The 20,922-nt window shown below is 60.2% G+C and carries 19 protein-coding genes; 14 read left to right on the plus strand and 5 right to left on the minus strand.

Annotated features, from left to right (window positions below; all coding sequences use genetic code 11):
• Window positions 1–7 precede the first annotated feature (7 nt).
• The 4 genes from AACX99_RS11525 (at window position 8) to AACX99_RS11540 (ending at window position 5,981) form a co-directional block, all read left to right on the plus strand.
• Window positions 8–2,521: a penicillin acylase family protein gene (locus AACX99_RS11525; RefSeq protein ID WP_445261869.1), complete on the plus strand. Its 2,514-nt coding sequence runs from the start codon at window positions 8–10 to the stop codon at window positions 2,519–2,521.
• Between the two features lie 351 nt (window positions 2,522–2,872).
• Window positions 2,873–3,700: an ammonia-dependent NAD(+) synthetase gene (nadE, locus tag AACX99_RS11530; RefSeq protein ID WP_339411932.1), complete on the plus strand. Its 828-nt coding sequence runs from the start codon at window positions 2,873–2,875 to the stop codon at window positions 3,698–3,700.
• Between the two features lie 699 nt (window positions 3,701–4,399).
• Window positions 4,400–5,503, plus strand: coding sequence for an AI-2E family transporter (locus AACX99_RS11535; RefSeq protein ID WP_339411934.1), 1,104 nt, complete (start codon window positions 4,400–4,402; stop codon window positions 5,501–5,503).
• Window positions 5,504–5,537: 34 nt separating this feature from the next.
• Entirely contained in the window at window positions 5,538–5,981 is a 444-nt protein-coding gene (locus tag AACX99_RS11540) for a potassium channel family protein (RefSeq protein WP_339411935.1), read from the plus strand.
• A 107-nt stretch (window positions 5,982–6,088) separates the two neighbouring features.
• On the opposite strand, the gene dcd is transcribed toward AACX99_RS11540, so the two are convergent.
• On the minus strand, window positions 6,089–6,655 hold the full coding sequence (gene dcd, locus AACX99_RS11545) for a dCTP deaminase (RefSeq protein ID WP_090384763.1): 567 nt from the start codon (window positions 6,653–6,655) through the stop codon (window positions 6,089–6,091).
• A gap of 324 nt (window positions 6,656–6,979) precedes the next feature.
• Between dcd and AACX99_RS11550 the strand changes: the two genes are divergently transcribed.
• Entirely contained in the window at window positions 6,980–7,189 is a 210-nt protein-coding gene (locus AACX99_RS11550; RefSeq protein ID WP_090242762.1) for a cold-shock protein, read from the plus strand.
• A 109-nt stretch (window positions 7,190–7,298) separates the two neighbouring features.
• On the opposite strand, the gene apbC is transcribed toward AACX99_RS11550, so the two are convergent.
• Complete coding sequence (gene apbC, locus AACX99_RS11555; protein ID WP_339411942.1) at window positions 7,299–8,387, minus strand: iron-sulfur cluster carrier protein ApbC; 1,089 nt, start codon at window positions 8,385–8,387, stop codon at window positions 7,299–7,301.
• A gap of 172 nt (window positions 8,388–8,559) precedes the next feature.
• Here apbC and metG point away from each other — a divergent pair, with 172 nt between their 5' ends.
• The 9 genes from metG to AACX99_RS11600 all read left to right on the plus strand — a co-directional run bounded on the left by metG (window position 8,560) and on the right by AACX99_RS11600 (window position 18,090).
• Entirely contained in the window at window positions 8,560–10,602 is a 2,043-nt protein-coding gene (gene metG, locus AACX99_RS11560) for a methionine--tRNA ligase (RefSeq protein ID WP_339411944.1), read from the plus strand.
• Between the two features lie 153 nt (window positions 10,603–10,755).
• A complete protein-coding gene (gene rsxA, locus AACX99_RS11565) occupies window positions 10,756–11,340 on the plus strand; it encodes an electron transport complex subunit RsxA (protein WP_339411946.1) in 585 nt (194 codons plus the stop codon).
• The gene (gene rsxB, locus AACX99_RS11570; RefSeq protein WP_167145151.1) at window positions 11,337–11,912 is read left to right on the plus strand and encodes an electron transport complex subunit RsxB; all 576 of its coding nucleotides are present in this window, start codon (window positions 11,337–11,339) and stop codon (window positions 11,910–11,912) included. Before rsxA ends, rsxB begins: the two co-directional genes overlap by 4 nt.
• The gene (gene rsxC, locus AACX99_RS11575) at window positions 11,909–14,605 is read left to right on the plus strand and encodes an electron transport complex subunit RsxC (RefSeq protein ID WP_339411948.1); all 2,697 of its coding nucleotides are present in this window, start codon (window positions 11,909–11,911) and stop codon (window positions 14,603–14,605) included. Before rsxB ends, rsxC begins: the two co-directional genes overlap by 4 nt.
• Window positions 14,606–14,644: 39 nt before the next feature.
• A complete protein-coding gene (locus AACX99_RS11580) occupies window positions 14,645–15,676 on the plus strand; it encodes an RnfABCDGE type electron transport complex subunit D (protein WP_339411950.1) in 1,032 nt (343 codons plus the stop codon).
• 29 nt (window positions 15,677–15,705) lie between these two features.
• Window positions 15,706–16,320, plus strand: a complete 615-nt coding sequence (gene rsxG / locus AACX99_RS11585; RefSeq protein ID WP_339412219.1) for an electron transport complex subunit RsxG — start codon at window positions 15,706–15,708, stop codon at window positions 16,318–16,320.
• Window positions 16,313–17,026, plus strand: a complete 714-nt coding sequence (locus AACX99_RS11590; RefSeq protein ID WP_339411952.1) for an electron transport complex subunit E — start codon at window positions 16,313–16,315, stop codon at window positions 17,024–17,026. The genes rsxG and AACX99_RS11590 overlap by 8 nt, the downstream gene beginning before the upstream one ends.
• Window positions 17,023–17,661 carry an endonuclease III gene (nth, locus tag AACX99_RS11595; RefSeq protein ID WP_339411954.1) on the plus strand — a complete coding sequence of 213 codons (639 nt, stop codon included), beginning with the start codon at window positions 17,023–17,025 and terminating at the stop codon, window positions 17,659–17,661. The genes AACX99_RS11590 and nth overlap by 4 nt, the downstream gene beginning before the upstream one ends.
• Before the next feature lie 249 nt (window positions 17,662–17,910).
• Window positions 17,911–18,090, plus strand: a complete 180-nt coding sequence (locus tag AACX99_RS11600; RefSeq protein ID WP_339411956.1) for a PA3496 family putative envelope integrity protein — start codon at window positions 17,911–17,913, stop codon at window positions 18,088–18,090.
• Window positions 18,091–18,160: 70 nt separating this feature from the next.
• On the opposite strand, the gene gloA is transcribed toward AACX99_RS11600, so the two are convergent.
• The 3 genes from gloA to AACX99_RS11615 form a co-directional block, all read right to left on the minus strand.
• Window positions 18,161–18,553 carry a lactoylglutathione lyase gene (gene gloA, locus AACX99_RS11605; RefSeq protein ID WP_339411958.1) on the minus strand — a complete coding sequence of 131 codons (393 nt, stop codon included), beginning with the start codon at window positions 18,551–18,553 and terminating at the stop codon, window positions 18,161–18,163.
• A 94-nt stretch (window positions 18,554–18,647) separates the two neighbouring features.
• Window positions 18,648–19,865, minus strand: coding sequence for an argininosuccinate synthase (locus AACX99_RS11610; RefSeq protein ID WP_339411959.1), 1,218 nt, complete (start codon window positions 19,863–19,865; stop codon window positions 18,648–18,650).
• A 131-nt stretch (window positions 19,866–19,996) separates the two neighbouring features.
• A complete protein-coding gene (locus AACX99_RS11615; protein WP_339411960.1) occupies window positions 19,997–20,914 on the minus strand; it encodes a flagellar protein MotY in 918 nt (305 codons plus the stop codon).
• Window positions 20,915–20,922: the final 8 nt, after the last annotated feature.

A 20,922-nucleotide genomic window follows, 5' to 3' on the forward strand; every position in this document is an offset into this window, starting at 1 on the left:
ACGCCCCATGGCCCACCTCAGCCTCGCCGCCGTTCTTACGGCCGTCGTCACGCTCACGGGCTGCCAGTCCTTTCTGAACAGTCGTTACAGCGACAGCGTGCACCCGGACCAGGGCATCGTCCGGGTCAAGGGTCTGGCACAAAGCGTGGTAATCCGTCGCAACCCACTGGGCATGCCGCTGATCGAAACGACCACCTTCCACGACGCGCTGTTCGCTTTGGGTTATGTGCATGCCAGCGACCGCCTCAGCCAAATGGTTGGCTTGCGCCTGATGGCCGAAGGTCGCCTGGCCGAAATGGCCGGCCCTGGCGTACTGGAAATGGACCGTTTCATGCGCGCGGTCAACCTGAAGAAAAGTGCCGAGGTGCTCTACAGCAACGCTTCGCCGCGGATCAAACGCTTCTTCGAGGTCTATGCCCGCGGGGTCAACGCCTACCTCTTCCGCTACCGCGACAAGCTGCCGATGGACTTGGCCGAATCCGGTTATCGTCCGGCGTACTGGAAGGCCGAGGACTCAGTGCTGGTGTTCTGCCTGCTGAACTTCGGCCTGGCGGTCAACCTGCAGGAAGAAATCGCCGCGCTGGTGCTCGCACAGAAAGTCGGCAGCGAGCAGCTCGCCTGGCTGCTGCCAACTTACCCCGATGAGCCCTTACCACTGGAAGAAGCCGCGAAACTCAAAGGGCTCGACCTCAACGGTCAGCTTGAAGGGCTAGGGGCTGTTAGCGCAGCCGTCAGCCAATTTGCCGATGCGCATATGCTCGGCGTGGCTGCGTCCAACAACTGGGCCTTTGCCCCCCAGCGCACCCGCAGCGGCAAGAGCCTGCTGGCCAACGACACCCACCTGCCACTGTCGATGCCTTCGGTGTGGAATTTCGTACAGATCCGCTCCCCTAAATACCAAGCCGCTGGCGTATCGATTGCCGGCGTACCGGCGGTGGTGGCCGGTTTCAACGGCAAGCTGGGCTGGGGCATGACCATGGTCATGGGCGACAACCAGGACCTGTTCCTTGAGCAGGTCAGACGCCAGGGCGATCGCCTGCACTACCTAGCCGACGGCAAATGGTTACCCGCGAAGGAGCGTCAGGAAACCTTCTTTATCAAAGGCCAGCGGCCGATCCGCGAAAGCATTTTCGAAACCCGTCACGGCCCGCTACTGAACTCGGTGCTCGGTGAGCGCAAACACATGCTGCAGCCCATGCAACTGAGCAGTGGCTACGGCCTGGCGCTGAAAACCACCCAGTTCGAAGCGGATAAGACCCTCGATGCCTTCTTTGACCTGTCACGCGCCCAGTCGGTCGAGCAGGCCTTTGAGGCCACTCGCGAAGTCCGCGCCATGCCACTGAACATTGTGTTTGCCGATGCGCAGCATATTGGCTGGCAAGTCACCGGGCGTTTCCCCAATCGCCGCGCCGGTCTAGGCCTGATGCCCTCCCCCGGCTGGGATAGCCAATATGAATGGGACGGTTTCGCCGACCCGATGCTGCATCCCTACGACCAGGACCCGCCCGAAGGCTGGCTGGGCACCGCCAACCATCGCACTGTACCGCGTGGCTATGGCATGCAACTGTCCAACTCTTGGTTCTACCCTGAGCGCGCCGAACGTATCGCCGCATTGTCCGCAACTGGCAGACATGACAGCCAAAGCATGATCGCCATGCAGTACGACCAGACCTCGCCCTTCGTTGCCAAACTGCAGAATATGTTCAGTGCACCAGGCATGGCAGAAGACCTGAAAGCGGCTATCGACGCCCTGCCCGCAGCAGAACGCAGCAAGGCCCGTGAAGCACACGGCCGGCTGATGAAGTTCGACGGCAATATGGCCGCCAGCTCGGCAGACGCCGCGCTGTACAGCGCCTTCCTCTACCAGAGCGCGCGGGAAACCTTCCTCGACGAACTCGGCCCGGACAGCACACAGGCCTGGAAAGCTCTGATCGAGACCGCCAACAGCTCCTACTCGGCTCAGGCGGATCATCTGCTGGGGCGAGATGACAGCCCCTTCTGGAATGACCGCCGCACGGCGCAACAAGAAGACAAACCCGTAATTCTGGCGCGCAGCCTGGCGGGCGCAGTCACCCTGCTGGAAAGCCAGCTGGGCAGTGAACGCAGCGCCTGGCAGTGGGGCAAACTGCACACCTACAACTGGACCACTGAAACCAGCCAACTGGCGCAGTACATGAGCCCCAGCCAGCGCACCAGCATCAACGCCATCAAGGGCTATCTGGACCGCGGCCCTTATCCGGCAGGTGGTGACCACAGCACGCTAAACGTGGCGGCTTATGACTGGGGCGATAACTTCGACACCTGGCTGATCCCGGCCATGCGCATCGTCGTCGACTTTGGCCGCGAAGAACCGCTGATCGGCCTCAATAGCTCAGGGCAATCCGGCAACCCTGCCAGCGAACACTATGCCGACGGCATCGATGCCTGGCTGAAGGGCAGCTATATGAGTTTCCCGTTCCAGTCGCAGAATCTCGACAAGGTGTATGGCAGCAAGCGCCTGTTGCTGATGCCAGCGAAGTGAGGCGGAACCGCGACTGCACGACCGTTCGTCGGCCGTCACTGAACCAACTCAGTGTCGGCCGCTCAGAGAAGGTGGACTTACTCCATAGATCATCATCTTTTTAGGGCGCTTTTAGCGCCCTTTCTTTTGTCTGTAATTCAAGCAGCCACTTTGTCGACGGGCGTTACGCGCCGTTTGGAAATTGCTTCAGGCAATTTCCCCCTGCGCTCTAGGTTTCTAGCTCTAGCGTGCACTTTACAGCCAGTTCAACGTAAGCTTTGCACTTTGAACAACGCTTGATGCCCTAGCACCGTGAATTGCTATCGCACTACCGCATAAGCCATGTTTTCTGCACCCAGTGAGGACTTTGAAATGAGCAACCGCCAAGCTGAAATTGCCGCTGCCCTCGACGTGGTACCACCCTTCGCCGACGACGCTGCGCTGGTTGCACAGATCAATCAGCGCAAAACCTTTATCAAAAACTGCCTGAAAAACTCCGGTTTAAAAGTTCTGGTGTTAGGCATCAGCGGCGGCGTTGACTCCCTCACTGCAGGGCGCCTGGCTCAACTGGCAGTGGAAGAATTGCGCAACGAGACCAGCGATAACACCTATCGCTTTATCGCCGTGCGCCTACCGCATGGCACCCAGCACGACGAGCAGGACGCTCAGGACTCGCTGAAATTTATTCGCGCCGATGAAGAAGACACTGTGAATATCGCGGACAGCGTGATGGGCCTCGGCGAACAAGTCGCCCACCTGCAGAAACTCAGCGATGCCCGCCGCGACTTCGTCACCGGCAACATCAAAGCGCGTATCCGCATGGTCGCTCAATTTGCCATCGCCAATGCCAACAATGGGCTGGTGATCGGCACCGACCACGCTGCCGAAGCTGTGATGGGTTTTTTCACCAAGTTCGGCGACGGCGCCTGCGATCTGGCGCCGCTCTCCGGCCTGGTAAAAAATCAGGTACGAGCCATCGCCAAGTACCTCGGTGCTCCAGAAAACCTAGTATTCAAAGTACCTACGGCCGATTTGGAAGAGTTGCGCCCAGGCAAGCCAGACGAAGAAGCACACGGCGTCAGCTATGCGGAAATCGACGCGTTCCTGCACAGCCAGCCAGTACGCGAAGAAGCCTATGCCATCATCGTGCGCACTTACGACAACACCCGACACAAGCGCGAGCTGCCATTAGCCCCTTAACAACTCGCCACCGGTACAGGCGGCGCTTGATCCGGCACTAGCGGCTCACCCGGTTCAGTAGGCTGATTGGGCTGTATTGGCTCATCCGGGGTATCTGGCTCAGGCTGCCCCGGAATACCACCAGCACATCTGACAATCCCAAAGGGCATGAATAGGCTGCTGCATAATTGAGGCGCATGCATGTCGTTTACCTCCTTCGATCAGTAATGACACTGAACATTAGAGCGCCATGCCCGAACAAGAATTCCCGAAATATTTAGCCTGGGCTGCACCCCACCTCGATTAAGCAGTTTAACGGCATGGCACACAAAGCATGATTGCCATGCAGCACGAACAAACCTCGCCCTTGCCGCTATGCTGCGGGACATGTTCAGCACACCGGGCATGGCCGAAAGCCTGCAAGCCGCCATCGACCTACTATCGACAGCAGAACGTAACAAAGCCCACGAAGCGCACGGCCGACTGATGACGTTCGACGGCAAAATAGCAGCCACCCCGGCAGTTGATCGACACCGACCATACCTCCCAGGCATATGCCACTACCGCGCGTACCTACGGCAACATCCGTCACAAACGCGAACGGCGCTAAGCGCCTAAGCCGCGGGCTGGCATGCCTGCGGCAGGCTACGCTTTCTTGAAGTAACTGCTCAGCCACTCAGGTCGGGCAGGCCTAAGGGCACGTCAGGAAAGGAAAGCCATATGTCGCCGAACGCAATACCTGAGCAGATGATCACCCGCACCTTACTTGATACCCTGATCCGCGCAGGTTTAGTCGCCGCCTTGGTGGTCGCCTGCTTCCAGGTGTTCAGCCCGTTCCTTAGCCTGATGATCTGGGCGCTGATCCTCGCCGTCACCCTCTATCCGCTGTGCAACATGATCAAGGCGCACACCGGACACAGCGATAGCCGCGCAGCCACACTGCTCATATTGCTTGCCATTACCATTCTATTGATCCCCGCCTACCTGCTCGGCACGACCCTAATAGAGTCGGTGGAAGTGGTCATCGCCCACGTCAAAGCCGACGGTGTGCATGTCCCACCACCGCCGGATGCGGTTGCTCAATGGCCACTGATCGGCAAGTCACTGCATGGCTTCTGGGAACAAGCGGCTTCCGATCTAACCGGCGTTTTGCAACGCCTGGCACCTCAGCTCAAGGATGTAACACTGGGCTTACTCGGCAAGGTTGCCGGAATAGGAATCGACATGCTGGTATTCATCGCCGCACTGATGATTGCCGGCATCATCATGGCGTTTGGCGAAACCGGTCACCGCAGCGCCCAACGCATTGCCGCACGGGTGATCGAGACTGAGCGCAGCGACGCTCTGGTCGAGCTCTGCACCGCCACCATCCGCGCTGTGGCGCAGGGGGTGATCGGTATTGCCTTTATCCAGATGCTGCTGATTGGTGCCGGCTTCATCTTCATGGGTGTTCCCGGTGCCGGCCTGCTGGCCTTGGCCGTACTGCTACTGGGGATCATGCAACTGCCGGCCACGCTGATCACCCTGCCAGTAATCGCCTTCGTGTTCTTCAGCGAGGGGGCCTCCCTGGCAACCATCATCTTCGCGATCTACGTCTTCGTCGCCGGCCTCGCCGACAATGTACTCAAGCCACTGTTACTGGGGCGTGGAGTGGATGTACCAATGCCCGTGGTACTGATTGGCGCGCTGGGCGGGATGGTAAGCGGCGGCATCATCGGCCTGTTCATCGGCCCGGTACTTCTGGCAGTCGGCTACAAGCTGTTCTGGCAGTGGGTCGATACGCCGCAAGCCAACAGGGAGAGCACCCCGCTGGATGACGAATAAACATCGGCGCGCCTAAAGCTACCAAGGAGAAGCCATGTTCCTGAGCCTGATGATCGGTCTGCCGCTGATACTGCTGTGCCTGCTTCTGCAAACCGTGATAGTCGCCCTCAGCCTGCGCCGCTATGCCGAGTACCGGCGCAGCCTTAGCCAGCCATCGCTGGGCAGCACCATCTTGATTCTGAGTCTGGTGATGCTATTGCTTCTGGCGGGCAATTTTGTGCAGATGGCCATCTGGGCTGTACTGTTTATCGCCCTTGACGAATTTCAGAGCTTTTCCCAAGCGCTGTACTTCTCGGGCGTGACCTTCACTACCGTTGGCTACGGCGACCTTGTGCTCTCAACCCCACGGCAACTGCTCAGCCCGATAGAGGCCGCAAACGGCATCCTGATGTTCGGCGTATCCACCGCGGTAATAACTACGGCCCTCGGCGACGTGGTCAAGCACTACACCCAACATCAGAAAAGCTCGCAGACATGATCCGCACAGAACAACCAGAAAAAACGTGCAGCAGTGACTGACTTACCCGAGGTAAAAACAGGAAAGCCGGGCAATGCCCGGCTTTCCTATGGATCGACTGAAGTGACTCAGGCCCTAGGCAGGGTCACACCCAGCTGGCCCTGATACTTACCACCGCGATCCTTATAAGACACTTCGCACGCCTCATCGGACTGCAGAAACAGCATCTGTGCCACGCCTTCGTTGGCATAGATCTTCGCCGGCAAAGTGGTGGTGTTAGAGAATTCCAGGGTCACGTGGCCTTCCCACTCGGGTTCCAGTGGGGTGACGTTAACGATAATGCCGCAACGCGCGTAAGTGCTCTTGCCCAGGCAGATGGTCAGCACATCGCGGGGAATGCGGAAGAACTCCACAGTACGCGCCAAGGCGAAGGAGTTCGGAGGAATGATGCAAACATCGCTTTTTACATCGACAAAGCTCTTCTCATCGAAGTTCTTCGGGTCGACGGTCGCCGAGTTGATATTGGTAAACACCTTGAATTCATCGGCGCAGCGCACATCGTAGCCGTAGCTAGAAACACCGTAGGAGATCAGTGGCTGTGCGCCTTCGGCACGTACCTGGCGCTCGACGAAAGGCTCGATCATGCCGTGCTCTTGAGCCATGCGGCGAATCCACTTATCCGATTTGATGCTCATGGCGGCTGTCCTGCTATAGCGAAGGGTGAAAAGTGCACGCATCTTACCGGGGCCGGCGGTATGGTTCAAAGGCTCTTGAGACCGCGTAGGGCGCAAAAAGGGTAAACCGCCAGCCTGTCGCCAAATAACAGAAAGATGCACAGAGCATTCGCGCTTAGCGTTAAAAGCGAGTATGGTTGCCCCACTGTGCTGCATGTGTCACCGCGAATCGCTACTTGATGCCTAGATTTCGATCCAAACATCGTCCGACTCCTAGTACTCGTTGCACTCAGTCCCGGCCTGGGCTTTTCCAGGGCTGTTAATAAATTTGTTAGGAGACATAACATGTCGAATCGTCAGAATGGCACCGTTAAGTGGTTCAACGATGAAAAAGGCTACGGCTTCATCACCCCACAGTCCGGTGACGACCTCTTCGTACACTTCAAAGCTATCCAGAGCGATGGCTTCAAGAGCCTGAAAGAAGGCCAGGCAGTGACTTTCGTCGCTACCCGCGGTCAGAAAGGCATGCAAGCTGAGGAAGTCCAGGTTGTATAACCTGCACTGACCTCGCTTGAGAAAAAGCCCCGCCTAGTGCGGGGCTTTTTTATGCACGCTTATTCTGTCTGCGACCCCGATGTGGCGCACTTTCGTGCGCCACCGGGCATCAATCCTCGCTGATGACGATGCTCGGCATCGCCTGCTGCCCAGCGCTCTGAGCAATGCGCGCACCGACATTACGCGCAGTTTCCTGGTAGATCATCGCGATCTGGCTTTCCGGATCGGCAATAGCAGTGGGCTTGCCACCATCCGACTGCATACGAATCGCCATCGACAGCGGCAAGGAGGCCAGCAGATCAACACCGAACTGCGCCGCCAGCTTCTCGCCACCGCCCTCGCCAAACAGATGCTCGGCATGCCCGCAGTTCGAGCAGATGTGCACGGCCATGTTCTCCACCACGCCGAGCACCGGGATATTAACCTTACGGAACATCTCCACGCCCTTCTTGGCATCCAGCAGGGCCAGATCCTGTGGCGTGGTGACAATCACCGCACCCGCCACCGGCACCTTCTGCGCCAGGGTCAGCTGGATGTCGCCAGTGCCTGGCGGCATATCGACCACTAGGTAATCCAGATCATCCCAGGCGGTCTGGGTAATCAACTGCAGCAGCGCGCCGGAGACCATCGGCCCGCGCCACACTACAGGGGTATTTTCATCGGTGAGAAAAGCCATGGACATGACTTCAACACCATGGGCCTTGAGCGGCACAAACCACTTCTGATCCTTCACCTGCGGCCGCGTGCCTTCCGGGATACCGAACATAATGCCCTGGCTCGGCCCGTAGATATCCGCATCGAGAATGCCGACCTTGGCCCCTTCACGCGCCAGTGCCAATGCCAAGTTGGCGGCGGTGGTGGACTTGCCCACACCGCCCTTGCCCGAGGCCACCGCAATCACGTTTTTCACATTGGCCAGCGCCGGCACCTGATCCTGAGCCTTGTGCGCCTCGATCACACAGTCGACCTGCACCTGGGCGCGTTCCACGCCCTCGAGATTTTCCAGGGCCATTTGCAACATCTGCGCCCAGCCGCTTTTGAACAGCCCGGCGGCGTAGCCCAGCTGCAGGCGCACGCTGACCTTGCCATCCTGGATATCGACCTCACGCACGCAGCCGGCGCTGACCGGGTCCTGGCTCAAGTGGGGATCGGTGTATTGGGACAGTGCAGCTTCGATCGCTGCGCGGGTAACGGACATAAAAAACTCCCAAGGAAAGACCGAGCAGAACAGGCGGACATCATAACAGCAGCCACACGCAACACGGGCCAGCCCGCGGAATGCAAGGCTTTTTCTTGTCGCTTCTGGCTTGTAGCTTGCCGCTTCCTTTATAGTTACCGGCTTCCCAGTGTTACCAGTGCAGCCGATCACCATGACCGAAGCCCGCAAGATTCTCGTTACCAGCGCCCTGCCCTATGCCAACGGCTCGATCCACCTCGGCCATATGCTCGAGTACATCCAGACCGACATGTGGGTGCGCTTCCAGAAATTGCGCGGCAACCAGGCCATCTACGTCTGCGCCGACGACGCCCATGGTTCGGCGATCATGCTGCGCGCCGAGAAAGAAGGCATCACCCCGGAACAGCTGATCGCCAATGTGCAGGCCGAACACACCGCCGACTTCGCCGATTTCGGGGTGAAGTTCGACAACTACCATTCGACCCACTCGGACGAAAACCGCGAATTGTCGGCGGCCATCTACCTGAAGCTGCGTGACGCCGGGCATATCGCCACCCGCTCGGTGACCCAGTACTTCGACCCCGAAAAGGGCATGTTCCTCGCCGACCGCTTTATCAAAGGCACCTGCCCCAAGTGTGCGGCCGAAGATCAGTACGGCGACAACTGCGAAAAATGCGGTGCCACCTACGAGCCCACCGAACTGAAGAACCCGCGCTCGGCGATTTCCGGGGCCGTGCCGGAGCTGCGCGACTCCAAGCACTTCTTCTTCAAGCTGCCGGACTTCGAGGCCATGCTGAAAAGCTGGACCCGTGGCGGCGCGTTGCAGGATGCAGTAGCCAACAAGATCGCCGAATGGCTGGACTCCGGCCTGCAGGAATGGGACATCAGCCGCGATGCGCCCTACTTCGGCTTTGAAATCCCCGACGAGCCGGGCAAGTACTTCTACGTCTGGCTGGACGCGCCGATCGGCTATATGGCCAGTTTCAAGAACCTTTGCTCCAAGCGCCCGGAGTTGGACTTCGACGCGTTCTGGAACAAGGATTCCACCGCCGAGCTGTACCACTTTATCGGCAAGGATATCGTCAATTTCCACGCCCTGTTCTGGCCGGCCATGCTCGAAGGCGCCGGCCTGCGCAAGCCGACCGCGGTGGCCGTGCACGGCTATCTGACGGTCAATGGGCAGAAGATGTCCAAGTCGCGCGGCACCTTTATCAAAGCGCGCACCTACCTAGATCATCTGAACCCGGAATACCTGCGCTACTACTACGCGGCCAAGCTCGGCCGTGGCGTGGATGACCTCGACCTCAACCTCGAAGATTTCGTGCAGAAGGTCAACTCGGACCTGGTCGGCAAGGTGGTGAATATCGCCAGCCGTTGCACTGGCTTTATCCATAAGGGCAACAACGGCCTGCTGGTCGCTGGCAACGCCGCACCCGAGCTGACTGACGCCTTCCAGGCCGCCGCCCCGAGCATCGCCGAAGCCTATGAAACCCGTGACTTTGCTCGCGCCATGCGCGAGATCATGGCCCTGGCCGACCGCGCCAACGCCTGGATCGCCGACAAGGCGCCGTGGTCGCTGAACAAGATCGAAGGCAAGCAGGACGAAGTGCAGGCCATCTGCGCCCTGGGCGTCAACCTGTTCCGCCAGTTGGTGATCTTCCTCAAGCCGGTGCTACCCAAGCTGGCCAGCGATGCCGAGGCCTTCCTCAATGTCGCGCCTTTGAGCTGGGGCGACCACCAGAGCCTGCTGGCCAACCACCAGCTGAACCCGTTCAACGCCCTGCTGACCCGTATCGAGCCTGCGAAAATCGAAGCCATGATCGAAGCCTCCAAAGAAGACCTGGCCTCCAGCGAAGCCGCTCCAGCAGCCGCTGGTAATGGCGAGCTGACGAAAGATCCATTGGCCGCAGAAATCGCCTTCGACGCCTTTGCCGCGGTCGACCTGCGTATCGCCCTGATCGAGAAATGCGAGTTCGTTGAAGGTGCCGACAAGCTGCTGCGCCTGACCCTAGATATCGGCGATGCCAAGCGCAACGTGTTCAGCGGGATCAAGAGCGCCTACCCGGACCCAAGCAAGCTCGAAGGCCGCCTGACTCTGTACGTGGCCAACCTGGCGGCGCGCAAGATGAAGTTCGGCATTAGCGAAGGCATGGTGCTGGCCGCCGGTCCTGGCGGTGAAGAGATTTACCTGCTCAGCCCGGACAGCGGTGCCAAACCAGGCCAGCGGGTCAAGTAAACCTGTGCCCCAAGCGCAGCCACTCTGGTCAGGCTGCGCTAGCCTTATGGCAGCACCTCAGGAAGGCTGATCCGGCTTGTATGGCAGGATCGGCTTACCGATAATAGCCACCCCTTTCCTGCGGCCTTTGCCCGTCCATCAATGGAACCTGCAATGACCGAACTCGCCTTGATCATGGTCAGCGCCATCCTGGTCAACAACTTCGTGTTGGTCCAGTTCCTTGGCCTGTGCCCCTTTATGGGCGTCTCGAAAAAGATCGAGACGGCTATCGGCCTGTCGTTGGCCACCACCTTCGTGCTGACCCTGGCCGCCATGTGCAGCTACCTGGTGCAGCAGTATGTGTTGAAGCCGCTGGATATCGAATTCCTGCGCACCATCAGCTTTATTCTGGTGATTGCCGTGGTGGTGCAGTTCACCGAAATGGTGGTTAACAAGACCAGCCCGCTGCTGTACCGCGTGCTCGGCATCTTCCTGCCGCTGATCACCACCAACTGCATCGTTCTGGGCGTGGCCCTGCTTAACGCCAACAAGGCCGAGTTCACCTTTATCACCGCTACCACCAACGGATTTGCCGCCGGCCTCGGCTTCTCCCTGGTACTGGTGCTGTTCGCTGCCATGCGTGAGCGCATCGCCATTGCCGACGTACCGAAATCCTTCCAGGGCGCGGCCATCGGCATGATCACCGCCGGGCTTATGTCCCTGGCGTTTATGGGCTTTACCGGGCTGATCAAGCTATGAGCCTGGTACTGATCGCCGTTCTCGCCCTGCTCGCCCTGTGCCTGGTGGCCGGCGCCATCCTCGGTTTCGCGGCCGTGCGCTTCAAGGTCGAAGGCAACCCGATTGCCGAGCAGATCAACGCCCTGCTGCCGCAAACCCAGTGCGGCCAGTGCGGCTATCCGGGCTGCAAACCCTACGCCGAAGCGATTGCCGGCGGCGACAAGATCAACAAGTGTCCACCCGGTGGCGAAGCCACTATTCAGGCTTTGGCCGACCTGCTCGACGTTGAAGCAGAGCCGCTGGACGCCGTGGAAGGCGAAAAGCCGCAAATGGTCGCCTACATTCGTGAAGCCGAGTGCATTGGCTGCACCAAGTGCATCCAGGCTTGCCCAGTGGACGCTATCGTCGGCGCGGCCAAGCAGATGCACACGGTGATCGTCAGCGAATGCACCGGTTGCGATTTGTGCGTCGAGCCCTGCCCGGTGGACTGCATCGACATGCTGGAAGTCGGCAGCACTGTACAAAGCTGGAAATGGGAAAAGCCCCTGCTGCCCGGCCAACTGATTGCCAGTGACCGGGAGCAAGCGGCATGAGTGCACTGCACAAGGCTGAAGCACTGATCTGGGATATCCCCGGCGGCATTCACCCGGCCGAGCGCAAGGAACTGTCCAACCGCACGCCAATCCAGCCGGCACCACTGCCCACGCGCCTGACGCTGCCGCTTAACCAGCATATCGGCGCGCCCGCAGAACCTGTGGTCACCGTGGGTGAGCGCGTGCTGAAAGGTCAGCTGATCGCCGCCGCCACCGGCTTTGTCAGCGTACCGGTGCACGCGCCGACCTCTGGCACCGTGAGCTTTATCGGCCCACAGCCTTACCCGCATGTATCCGGCATGCTCGCCCCGGCCATCGTCATCGACAGCGACGGATTGAACGAATGGATCGAACTGACACCCTGCGCAGACTATCGCCATCTGGAAAACAGCGCCCTACTGGAGCTGATTCGCCAGGCTGGAATTAGCGGCCTGGGCGGTGCGGGCTTTCCCACTGCAGTAAAACTCAACGCGCGGCCGACGCAGAAGATCCACACGCTGATCATCAACGGCACCGAATGCGAGCCCTATATCAGCGCCGACGACCTGCTGATGCGCGAGCGCGCCAACGAGCTGATCAGCGGCATCGATATTCTGGTGCAGCTGATTCAGCCGGATCAGGTGCTGATCGGTATCGAAGACAACAAGCCCGAAGCCATCGCCGCTGTGCGCAGCGCGCTAAACGAGCGCAGCTATCAGCTCAAGGTCTTCCCCACCAAGTACCCCTCCGGTGGCGAAAAGCAGCTGATCCAGATTCTCACTGGCGTGGAAGTGCCCAGCGGCGGCCTGCCGGCGGATATCGGCATGCTTTGCCAGAATGTCGGCACCTGCGTGGCCATTCATAACGCGGTGATCCACGGCAAACCGTTGATCTCACGCATCACCACCCTGACCGGCGAAGCCCTGGCCCGGCCGATGAACGTCGAGGTGCTGCTCGGCACCCCGGTGGGTGAATTGTTGGAATTCGCCAGCCTCGACCGCAGCAAGCTGAACCGCCTGATCATGGGCGGGCCGATGATGGGCTTTACCCTGCCCGACTTCGCCGTCCCCGTGATCAAGACCACCAACTGCCTACTGGCCTCGACCACCGCCGAGCTGCCACTACCGCCGCCGGCCATGCCGTGCATCCGCTGTGGCGAATGCGCCGAAGCCTGCCCGGCCAGCCTGCTGCCGCAGCAGCTGCACTTCTTCGCCATCGGCCAGGAGCATGAACAGCTTAAGGCGCACAATCTGTTCGACTGCATCGAGTGCGGCGCCTGCGCCTATGTCTGCCCGTCGAGCATTCCGCTGGTGCAGTACTACCGCGCCGCCAAGGGCGAGATTCGCGATCTGGAACAGAAGCAACTCAAGGCCGAGCAGTCGAAGCAGCGCTTCGAGTTGCGTCAGGAACGCTTGCGCCGCGCCGAAGAACAGAAAGAAGCCGAACGCCAGGCCCGCGCCGCCAAAGCGGCGCAAGCCAAGGCTGCCCAGGCGCAAACCGCACCGGCCGCAGCGGATAACGCTGCACCGACCAGCAAGCCCGGCCTGAGCGATGAGCAGAAGAAGCTGAAGATCGAAGCCAGCATGGCCCAGGTCGCCCTGAAGAAAGCCGAGAAGCAGCTGGCCACCCATGCCAGCCCCGAACTACAGGCCCAGGTCGACGAACTGCGCAGCGCTGCAGCCATCGCCCAGCAGGCGCTCGACACAGCTATGGCCGCCAACCCGCCTGCTCCGTCCGCTGCTCAAGTAGCCGACGATGGCGCATTGAAAAAGGCCAAGATCGACGCCGCCATGCTCCGCGCCCAAGTGCGCAAGTTGGAAAAGCTTGAAGCGCCAAGCGACGAGCAACAAAGCGAACTGCAGCAACTGCGCAGCCAATTGGAAGCCGCAGAAAAACTGCTGGCCAGCCTGGAAACCCAGACACCAGCACCAGCCGCCAAACCGGCTGCCGACGATAGCGCATTGAAAAAGGCCAAAATCGACGCCGCCATGCTCCGCGCCCAGGTACGCAAGCTGGAAAAGCTCGAAGCACCGAGCGATGAGCAACACAGCGAACTGCAGCAACTGCGCAGCCAGCTGGAAGCCGCCGAAAAACTGCTGGCCAGTCTGGAAGCTCAGGGACCGATACCAGTCGCTAAACCAACTGCCGACGATGGCGCATTGAAAAAGGCCAAAATCGACGCCGCCATGCTGCGCGCCCAAGTGCGCAAGCTGGAAAAGCTCGAGGCACCAAGCGACGAGCAACACAGCGAACTGCAGCAACTGCGCAGCCAGCTGGAAGCCGCCGAAAAACTGCTAGCCAGTCTGGAAGCTCAGGCGCCAGCCGCTGCCGCGAAAGCGCCTGATGCAGACAACCCCGAGCCGCTGAAAAAAGCCAAGATCGAACTGGCGATGAAACGCGCCGAGCTGAAGAAGGCAGAGAAGACTGGCAGCGATGAAGCCACGCTTGGCAGCCTGCGCGAGGCATTGAGCGCCGCCGAGCAGGCGCTGCACCAGGCCGAGGATGCATCCGGCAAGCCGGCTCCCGAGCTGGTGCGCACCGACAAGAAGCCGATCGACGAAACCACCCGCGCGCTAAAGACTGAAGTGGCCTTTGCCCGCGCCGATCTGCGCAAGCTGGAGCGTGATGGCAGCAGTGCAGCCGACGCCCTGGCCGCCGCACGTCAACGCCTGGCCGATGCCGAACGCCAATTACAGGAACACGCAGGCAGCTGATCACAGCCCTGCGTAGCCAACTCAACGACCGGAGCGCCAATGGCCCTGCCCCGTATCACATCGCCCCACGCCAAGGGCAGCAACCGCACCCAGCAAGTGATGCTGCAGGTGCTGCTGGCTACGGTGCCGGGCATTCTCGCCCTGACCTGGCTGTTCGGCGCCGGCACCCTGATCAACCTGCTGTGGGCTAGCGTCTGCGCCCTCGGTGTTGAAGCGGCCATCCTGGCGCTGCGTAAACGCCCGGTGCTGTTCTTCCTCAAGGACTACAGCGTACTGGTCACCGCTGTGCTGCTGGCCCTGGCGCTGCCGCCCTACTCGCCCTGGTGGCTGACCCTGGTGGCCACCGGGTTTGCCGTGTTGTTCGGCAAGCAGCTGTATGGCGGTCTCGGGCAGAACCCCTTCAACCCGGCCATGCTCGGCTATGTTGTGGTGCTGATTTCCTTCCCCGTGGAGATGACCAGCTGGCCGGCGCCGCATACCATCGGTTTGCTTGAAGGCCTGCAGCAGATTCTCGGCATCGCCACCCTGCCCGACGGCTGGACCCAGGCCACCGCACTTGATGCACTCAAGGTTAATAAAAGCCTGACCATTGATGAGCTGTGGGCGCAGAACCCGGCGTTCGGCTACCTCGGCGGCGCCGCCACCGAGGCGGTCAACCTGGCCTTCCTCGCCGGCGGCCTGTACCTGCTGCACAAGCGCCTGTTCACCTGGCATGCACCGGTGGGCATGCTCGCCGCCCTGGCGGTGATGAGTCTGTTGTTCTGGAACGGCTCGGGCTCGGACTCCAACGGCTCGCCGCTGTTTCATCTGCTGACTGGCGCGACGATGCTCGGCGCCTTCTTTATCGTCACCGACCCGGTCAGCGGCGCCACCAGCAACCTCGGCCGGCTGATTTTCGGCATCGGCGTGGGCGTTCTGGTCTACGTGATTCGCGCCTGGGGCGGCTACCCGGACGGCGTCGCGTTCGCCGTGCTGCTGATGAACCTGGCAGCCCCGACCATCGACTACTACACGCGGCCGCGCACCTACGGCCACCGCAAGCCGACTCGCGGCTTCAAGTTGGGAGAGTAACCGTGGCCCTGCCTGAAATTAGCCGCTCGATGCTGAAGAACGCCCTGGTGCTCGGGCTGTTTGCCATCGCCACCGTGGGTCTGGTGGCCGTGCTGCAACAAGCCACGGCCGAGCGCATCGCCAACGCCGAGCGCGAAGCCCAGGTACGCGCCCTGAGCGAGATCCTGCCCCAGGGCAGCTACGACAATCATCTGCTGGACAACAGCATCCAGTTGCACGACCCGCTGCTTGGCAGCAAATCGCCACAGACCGCCTATATCGCCCTGAAAGACGGCCAACCCAGCGCAGTGATTCTGCGCGCCACCGCGCCAGACGGTTACAGCGGCGCGATCCACTTGCTGATCGGCATCCACGCAGATGGTCGCCTAGCTGGCGTGCGCGCACTCAGCCACCGGGAAACCCCGGGCCTGGGTGACAAGATCGAACTGGCCAAAAGCGCCTGGATTCGCAGCTTCGATGGCAAGTCCCTGCGCAACCCCAGCGAAGACGGCTGGGCTGTGAAAAAAGATCGCGGTGAGTTTGACCAGTTTGCCGGCGCCACCATCACCCCGCGCGCGGTGGTCAAGGCGGTGCACAAGGCCCTGCAGTATTTCGATGCCCATCAAGAGCAACTGTTCGCAGCCCAGGTGAAGTCCAATGGCTAGTCCCAGCTACCGCGAGATCACCCTTAACGGCCTTTGGAAGAACAACCCCGCGCTGGTGCAACTACTCGGCCTCTGCCCACTGCTCGGCGTGAGCAACTCGGCGGTCAACGCCCTCGGGCTGTCACTGGCCAGCGCTGTGGTGCTGATCTGCTCCAACACCGCCGTGTCGCTGGTGCGCGGCGTGGTCAACACCGCCGTGCGGCTGCCGGCCTTTGTGATGATCATCGCCGCCCTGACCACCTGCATTGAACTGCTGATGCAGGCCTTCACCTACGAGCTGTACCAGATTCTCGGCATCTTTATCCCGCTGATCACCACCAACTGCGTGATCCTTGGCCGCGCCGATGGCTTCGCCGCGAAGAACGACCCGGCCCGCGCCGCCTATGACGGCCTGATGATGGGCCTGGGCTTTGGCGTGGTGCTGGTGATGATCGGCGCCCTGCGCGAGCTGTTCGGCACAGGGGCGGTGTTTGCCAATATGCACCTGTTGTTCGGGCCCATTGCCGCCAACTGGCAGCTGACGCTGATCCCCGAGTACAAGGGCTTCCTGCTGGCCATCCTGCCACCGGGCGCCTTTATCATGCTGGGCTTGCTGATTGCCTGCAAAAACCGTGTGGACGAAGTGCTGGCCGAGCGGGCCAAGGCGCAGCAGGTCGATACACCGGTACAGAGCCGCCGCGTACGGGTGACCGGAGTGATCGAGTGAACGCCGCCAAGCGCTACGAGATCTTCCGCCGCCTGCATGAAGACAACCCCGAGCCGAAGACCGAACTGGCCTACAGCACGCCATTTGAGCTGCTGGTAGCGGTCACCCTGTCCGCCCAGGCCACCGACGTCAGCGTCAACAAGGCTACGGCCAAGCTGTTCCCCGTGGCCAACACCCCGGAGGCAATCTACGCCCTGGGCGTGGAGGGGCTGAGCGGCTATATCAAGACCATCGGCCTGTACAACAGCAAGGCGAAGAACGTTATCGAAGCCTGTCGCATGCTCATTGAGAAGCACGGCAGCCAGGTGCCGGATAACCGCGAAGACCTCGAAGCACTGCCCGGGGTCGGGCGCAAGACCGCCAACGTGGTGCTCAACACCGCGTTCCGCCAGCTGGCGATGGCGGTGGACACGCATATTTTCCGCGTCAGTAACCGCACCGGTATTGCCCCTGGCAAGGACGTGCTGGAGGTGGAAAAAAAGCTGATGAAATTCGTGCCCAAGGAATTTCTCCTCGATTCACACCACTGGCTGATCCTCCACGGCCGCTACGTGTGTCAGGCGCGCAAGCCGCGCTGCGGCAGCTGCCGCATCGAAGATCTGTGCGAATACAAACAGAAAACCTCCGACGATTGAGCCGCTATTCAGCCGCTCAATAAGCTAATTGAAAAAATCTTTTTTACCCGCTCAAGTTTTGCCGCTATAAGGTGCGCAAATCAGGTTGTGTGAAAACGTAGCGAGCGAAGGTCAGGCAAGGCGGAAACAGGCGAACACGCGGAGTTTACGAGCTGTAAATGAGCAGTTTGAGCCTGTTTCCAACGCAGCATGACCGAGCGCAGTAGTTTTCACAGCAGCTGAATGGCCCTGGTAGCCTGGAGTGAATTTATGAGCACTGACAAAGAAGATCTTGCGCTGGATGAAGATTTTGTTGCCGAAGAAGCGGATGACGCCGAAGCACCGGTAGAGGTTGCCAAGACCAACCTGACCAAGCGCCGGATCATCGACAACTTCCTCGAAGAGCGCCGCTTGCACAAGCAATTGGCCGAATACGACTTCGACCTTTAACGTTGTCTCCAGCAAAAAAGCCCCGCTACGCAGCGGGGCTTTTTTGTTGCTCAGCAAGATGCAGCGGGCCCTAATCGGCGCGCGATGGCGATAACAGCTCAATCTTGTAGCCGTCCGGATCCTCGACAAACGCCAGAATGCTGGTGCCGTGCTTCATCGGCCCTGGCTCGCGGGTGATCTTACCGCCGCGGGTGCGAATGTCTTCGCAGGCCTTGTACACATCGGCCACTTCCAAGGCGATATGGCCATAACCAGTGCCCAGCTCGTAACTGCCCACACCCCAGTTATGGGTCAGCTCAATCACGCTGTTATGCGCCTCATCGCCATAACCGACAAAGGCCAGGGTGAACTGCCCTTCTGGGTAATCCTTGCGGCGGAGCAGGGTCATGCCCAGCACTTCGGTGTAGAACGCGATGGATTTATCCATATCGCCGACGCGCAGCATGGTGTGCAGCAGTCTCATCTGGTTTCTCCTCATCATTGCCCATCTTGCGGGCTTATAAATGCAAACCCCGGCTTATGGCCGGGGTTTGGTGTGGCTCAGGTGCTCAAGTTTATCAGAGCATCTTGCGCCCTTTGCCCGCCGCGATGCGCATGCGCAGAGCGTTGAGCTTGATAAAGCCGGCCGCATCCTGCTGGTTGTATGCGCCGCCATCTTCTTCGAAGGTGGCGATATTGGCGTCGAACAGCGAATCATCAGACTTGCGGCCGGTGATGATCACATTGCCCTTGTACAACTTCATGCGCACCACACCATTCACATTGGCCTGGGAGGCGTCGATCATCTGTTGCAGCATCAGACGCTCAGGGCTCCACCAGAAACCGTTGTAGATCAGGCTGGCATATTTGGGCATCAGCTCGTCTTTCAGGTGAGCGACTTCGCGGTCGAGGGTGATCGACTCGATGGCGCGGTGGCCCTTGAGCATGATGGTGCCGCCGGGCGTCTCGTAGCAGCCACGGGACTTCATGCCGACAAAACGGTTCTCGACGATATCCAGACGGCCGATACCGTTCTCACCGCCGATGCGGTTGAGTTCGGCCAGCACGGTGGCCGGGCTCATTTCCTTACCGTCGATGGCAACGATGTCGCCCTTGCGGTAGGTCAGCTCGATATAGGTAGGTGCGTCAGGCGCTGCCTCGGGGGAGACAGTCCATTTCCACATGTCTTCTTCGTGCTCGGTCCAGGTGTCTTCCAGCACGCCGCCCTCATAGGAGATGTGCAGCAGGTTGGCATCCATGGAGTACGGCGACTTCTTCTTCCCGTGACGCTCGATCGGGATGGCATGCTTTTCGGCGTAGTCCATCAGCTTCTCGCGCGACAGCAGGTCCCATTCGCGCCACGGGGCGATGACTTTCACGCCAGGCTTCAGTGCGTAGGCACCCAGCTCGAAACGCACTTGGTCGTTGCCCTTGCCGGTGGCGCCATGGGAAATGGCATCGGCACCGGTCTCGTTGGCGATTTCAATCAAGCGCTTGGCGATCAGCGGGCGAGCGATAGACGTGCCCAGCAGGTACTCGCCTTCGTAGACGGTGTTGGCACGGAACATCGGATAGACGAAGTCACGCACGAATTCTTCGCGCAAATCGTCGATGTAGATTTCCTTGACGCCCATGGCCTTGGCCTTGGCGCGTGCCGGCTCGACTTCCTCACCCTGGCCGAGGTCTGCGGTGAAGGTCACCACTTCGCAGTTATAGGTATCTTGCAGCCACTTGAGGATCACGGAAGTGTCCAGGCCACCGGAATATGCCAGGACTACCTTGTTTACGTCGGCCATGCCATCAACTCCACGGGGTTGTGCGGGAAAACCCGTGATTCTACTGGTCACGGCGCCTGATTTACAGAGGCGCGACAGCTTGTGACGGCCAAGCGACGGATAATTGTTGAACAACTGACGAATAGCAGGCGCTAGGAAGTAGCCGCTGGGTCAGTCGCTTCAGGGGCCGGAGCAGGTGCAGACGGCACTGCCGCCTCCGGCACCCGATCTAGAAGAATGGTTACCCGGCGATTCTTCGCACGGTTGGCTTCATTAGTGTTCGGCGCCACCGGATAGCGCTCACCATGGAAGCGCATGGTGATCTGCTCGGCAGGAATACCACCGGCCTTGAGGTACTCCATCACGGCCAGCGCGCGGCGGCGCGACAGGTCACGATTGGTCAGCCGATTGCCGCTATTGTCGGCATGGCCATCGAGCTGAATGCGATTGACGCTGGGGTCGGCCTTGAGAAAGCTCAGGATGATATCCAGCTTGGCCTGAGCCAGCGGCTCCAGATCGATACCGCCACCCGGAAAGCCGACCTGGCTCTTGCGCACCTGATCGAAATTCACCGGCAGAAGTTTGGCCGTGCAATCCAGATAATCGTTGTATGCCTTGCCAAATTTGGCTGGCAGCAAGCGAACTTCAACCGCATCACCGCCCATCGCCGCACGATGCCTCACCAGCGGGCTGCGGCCTTCCAGTAGGCCGGTGAGTAAGCGCGTGCCCTGCTCCTGGGAACTGTTGAACAGCACCTCTGCCGGCACCACGGTGACCGAACCTAGGTTGATATCACCGCGCCCCGGCTGCCAGGGCGCAGCGGCCGCCAGCAAGGTTGCATTGCCGGCACCCAGCCAGCGCTCGCGGGCTTTCAGGCTGAAGGTGACTTGCTCGCCGGCACGGCGCACAAACACCCCGGAACCGAAATCGGTGATCGGCTGCGACAGGCGGCACTCGAACTGATCGCCATCGACCTGCCATTCGATCTTCTCCAGACGCGTCTGGAAACTGATGCCAATGGCCGGCTGGCTTGCCAATAGGCAAAGCACCACGAGTGGATAGGGTCGCACGACAGGCT

Origin of the sequence: Pseudomonas sp. EA_35y_Pfl2_R5, from assembly GCF_963970805.1 — a bacterium.
Taxonomy (GTDB): domain Bacteria; phylum Pseudomonadota; class Gammaproteobacteria; order Pseudomonadales; family Pseudomonadaceae; genus Aquipseudomonas.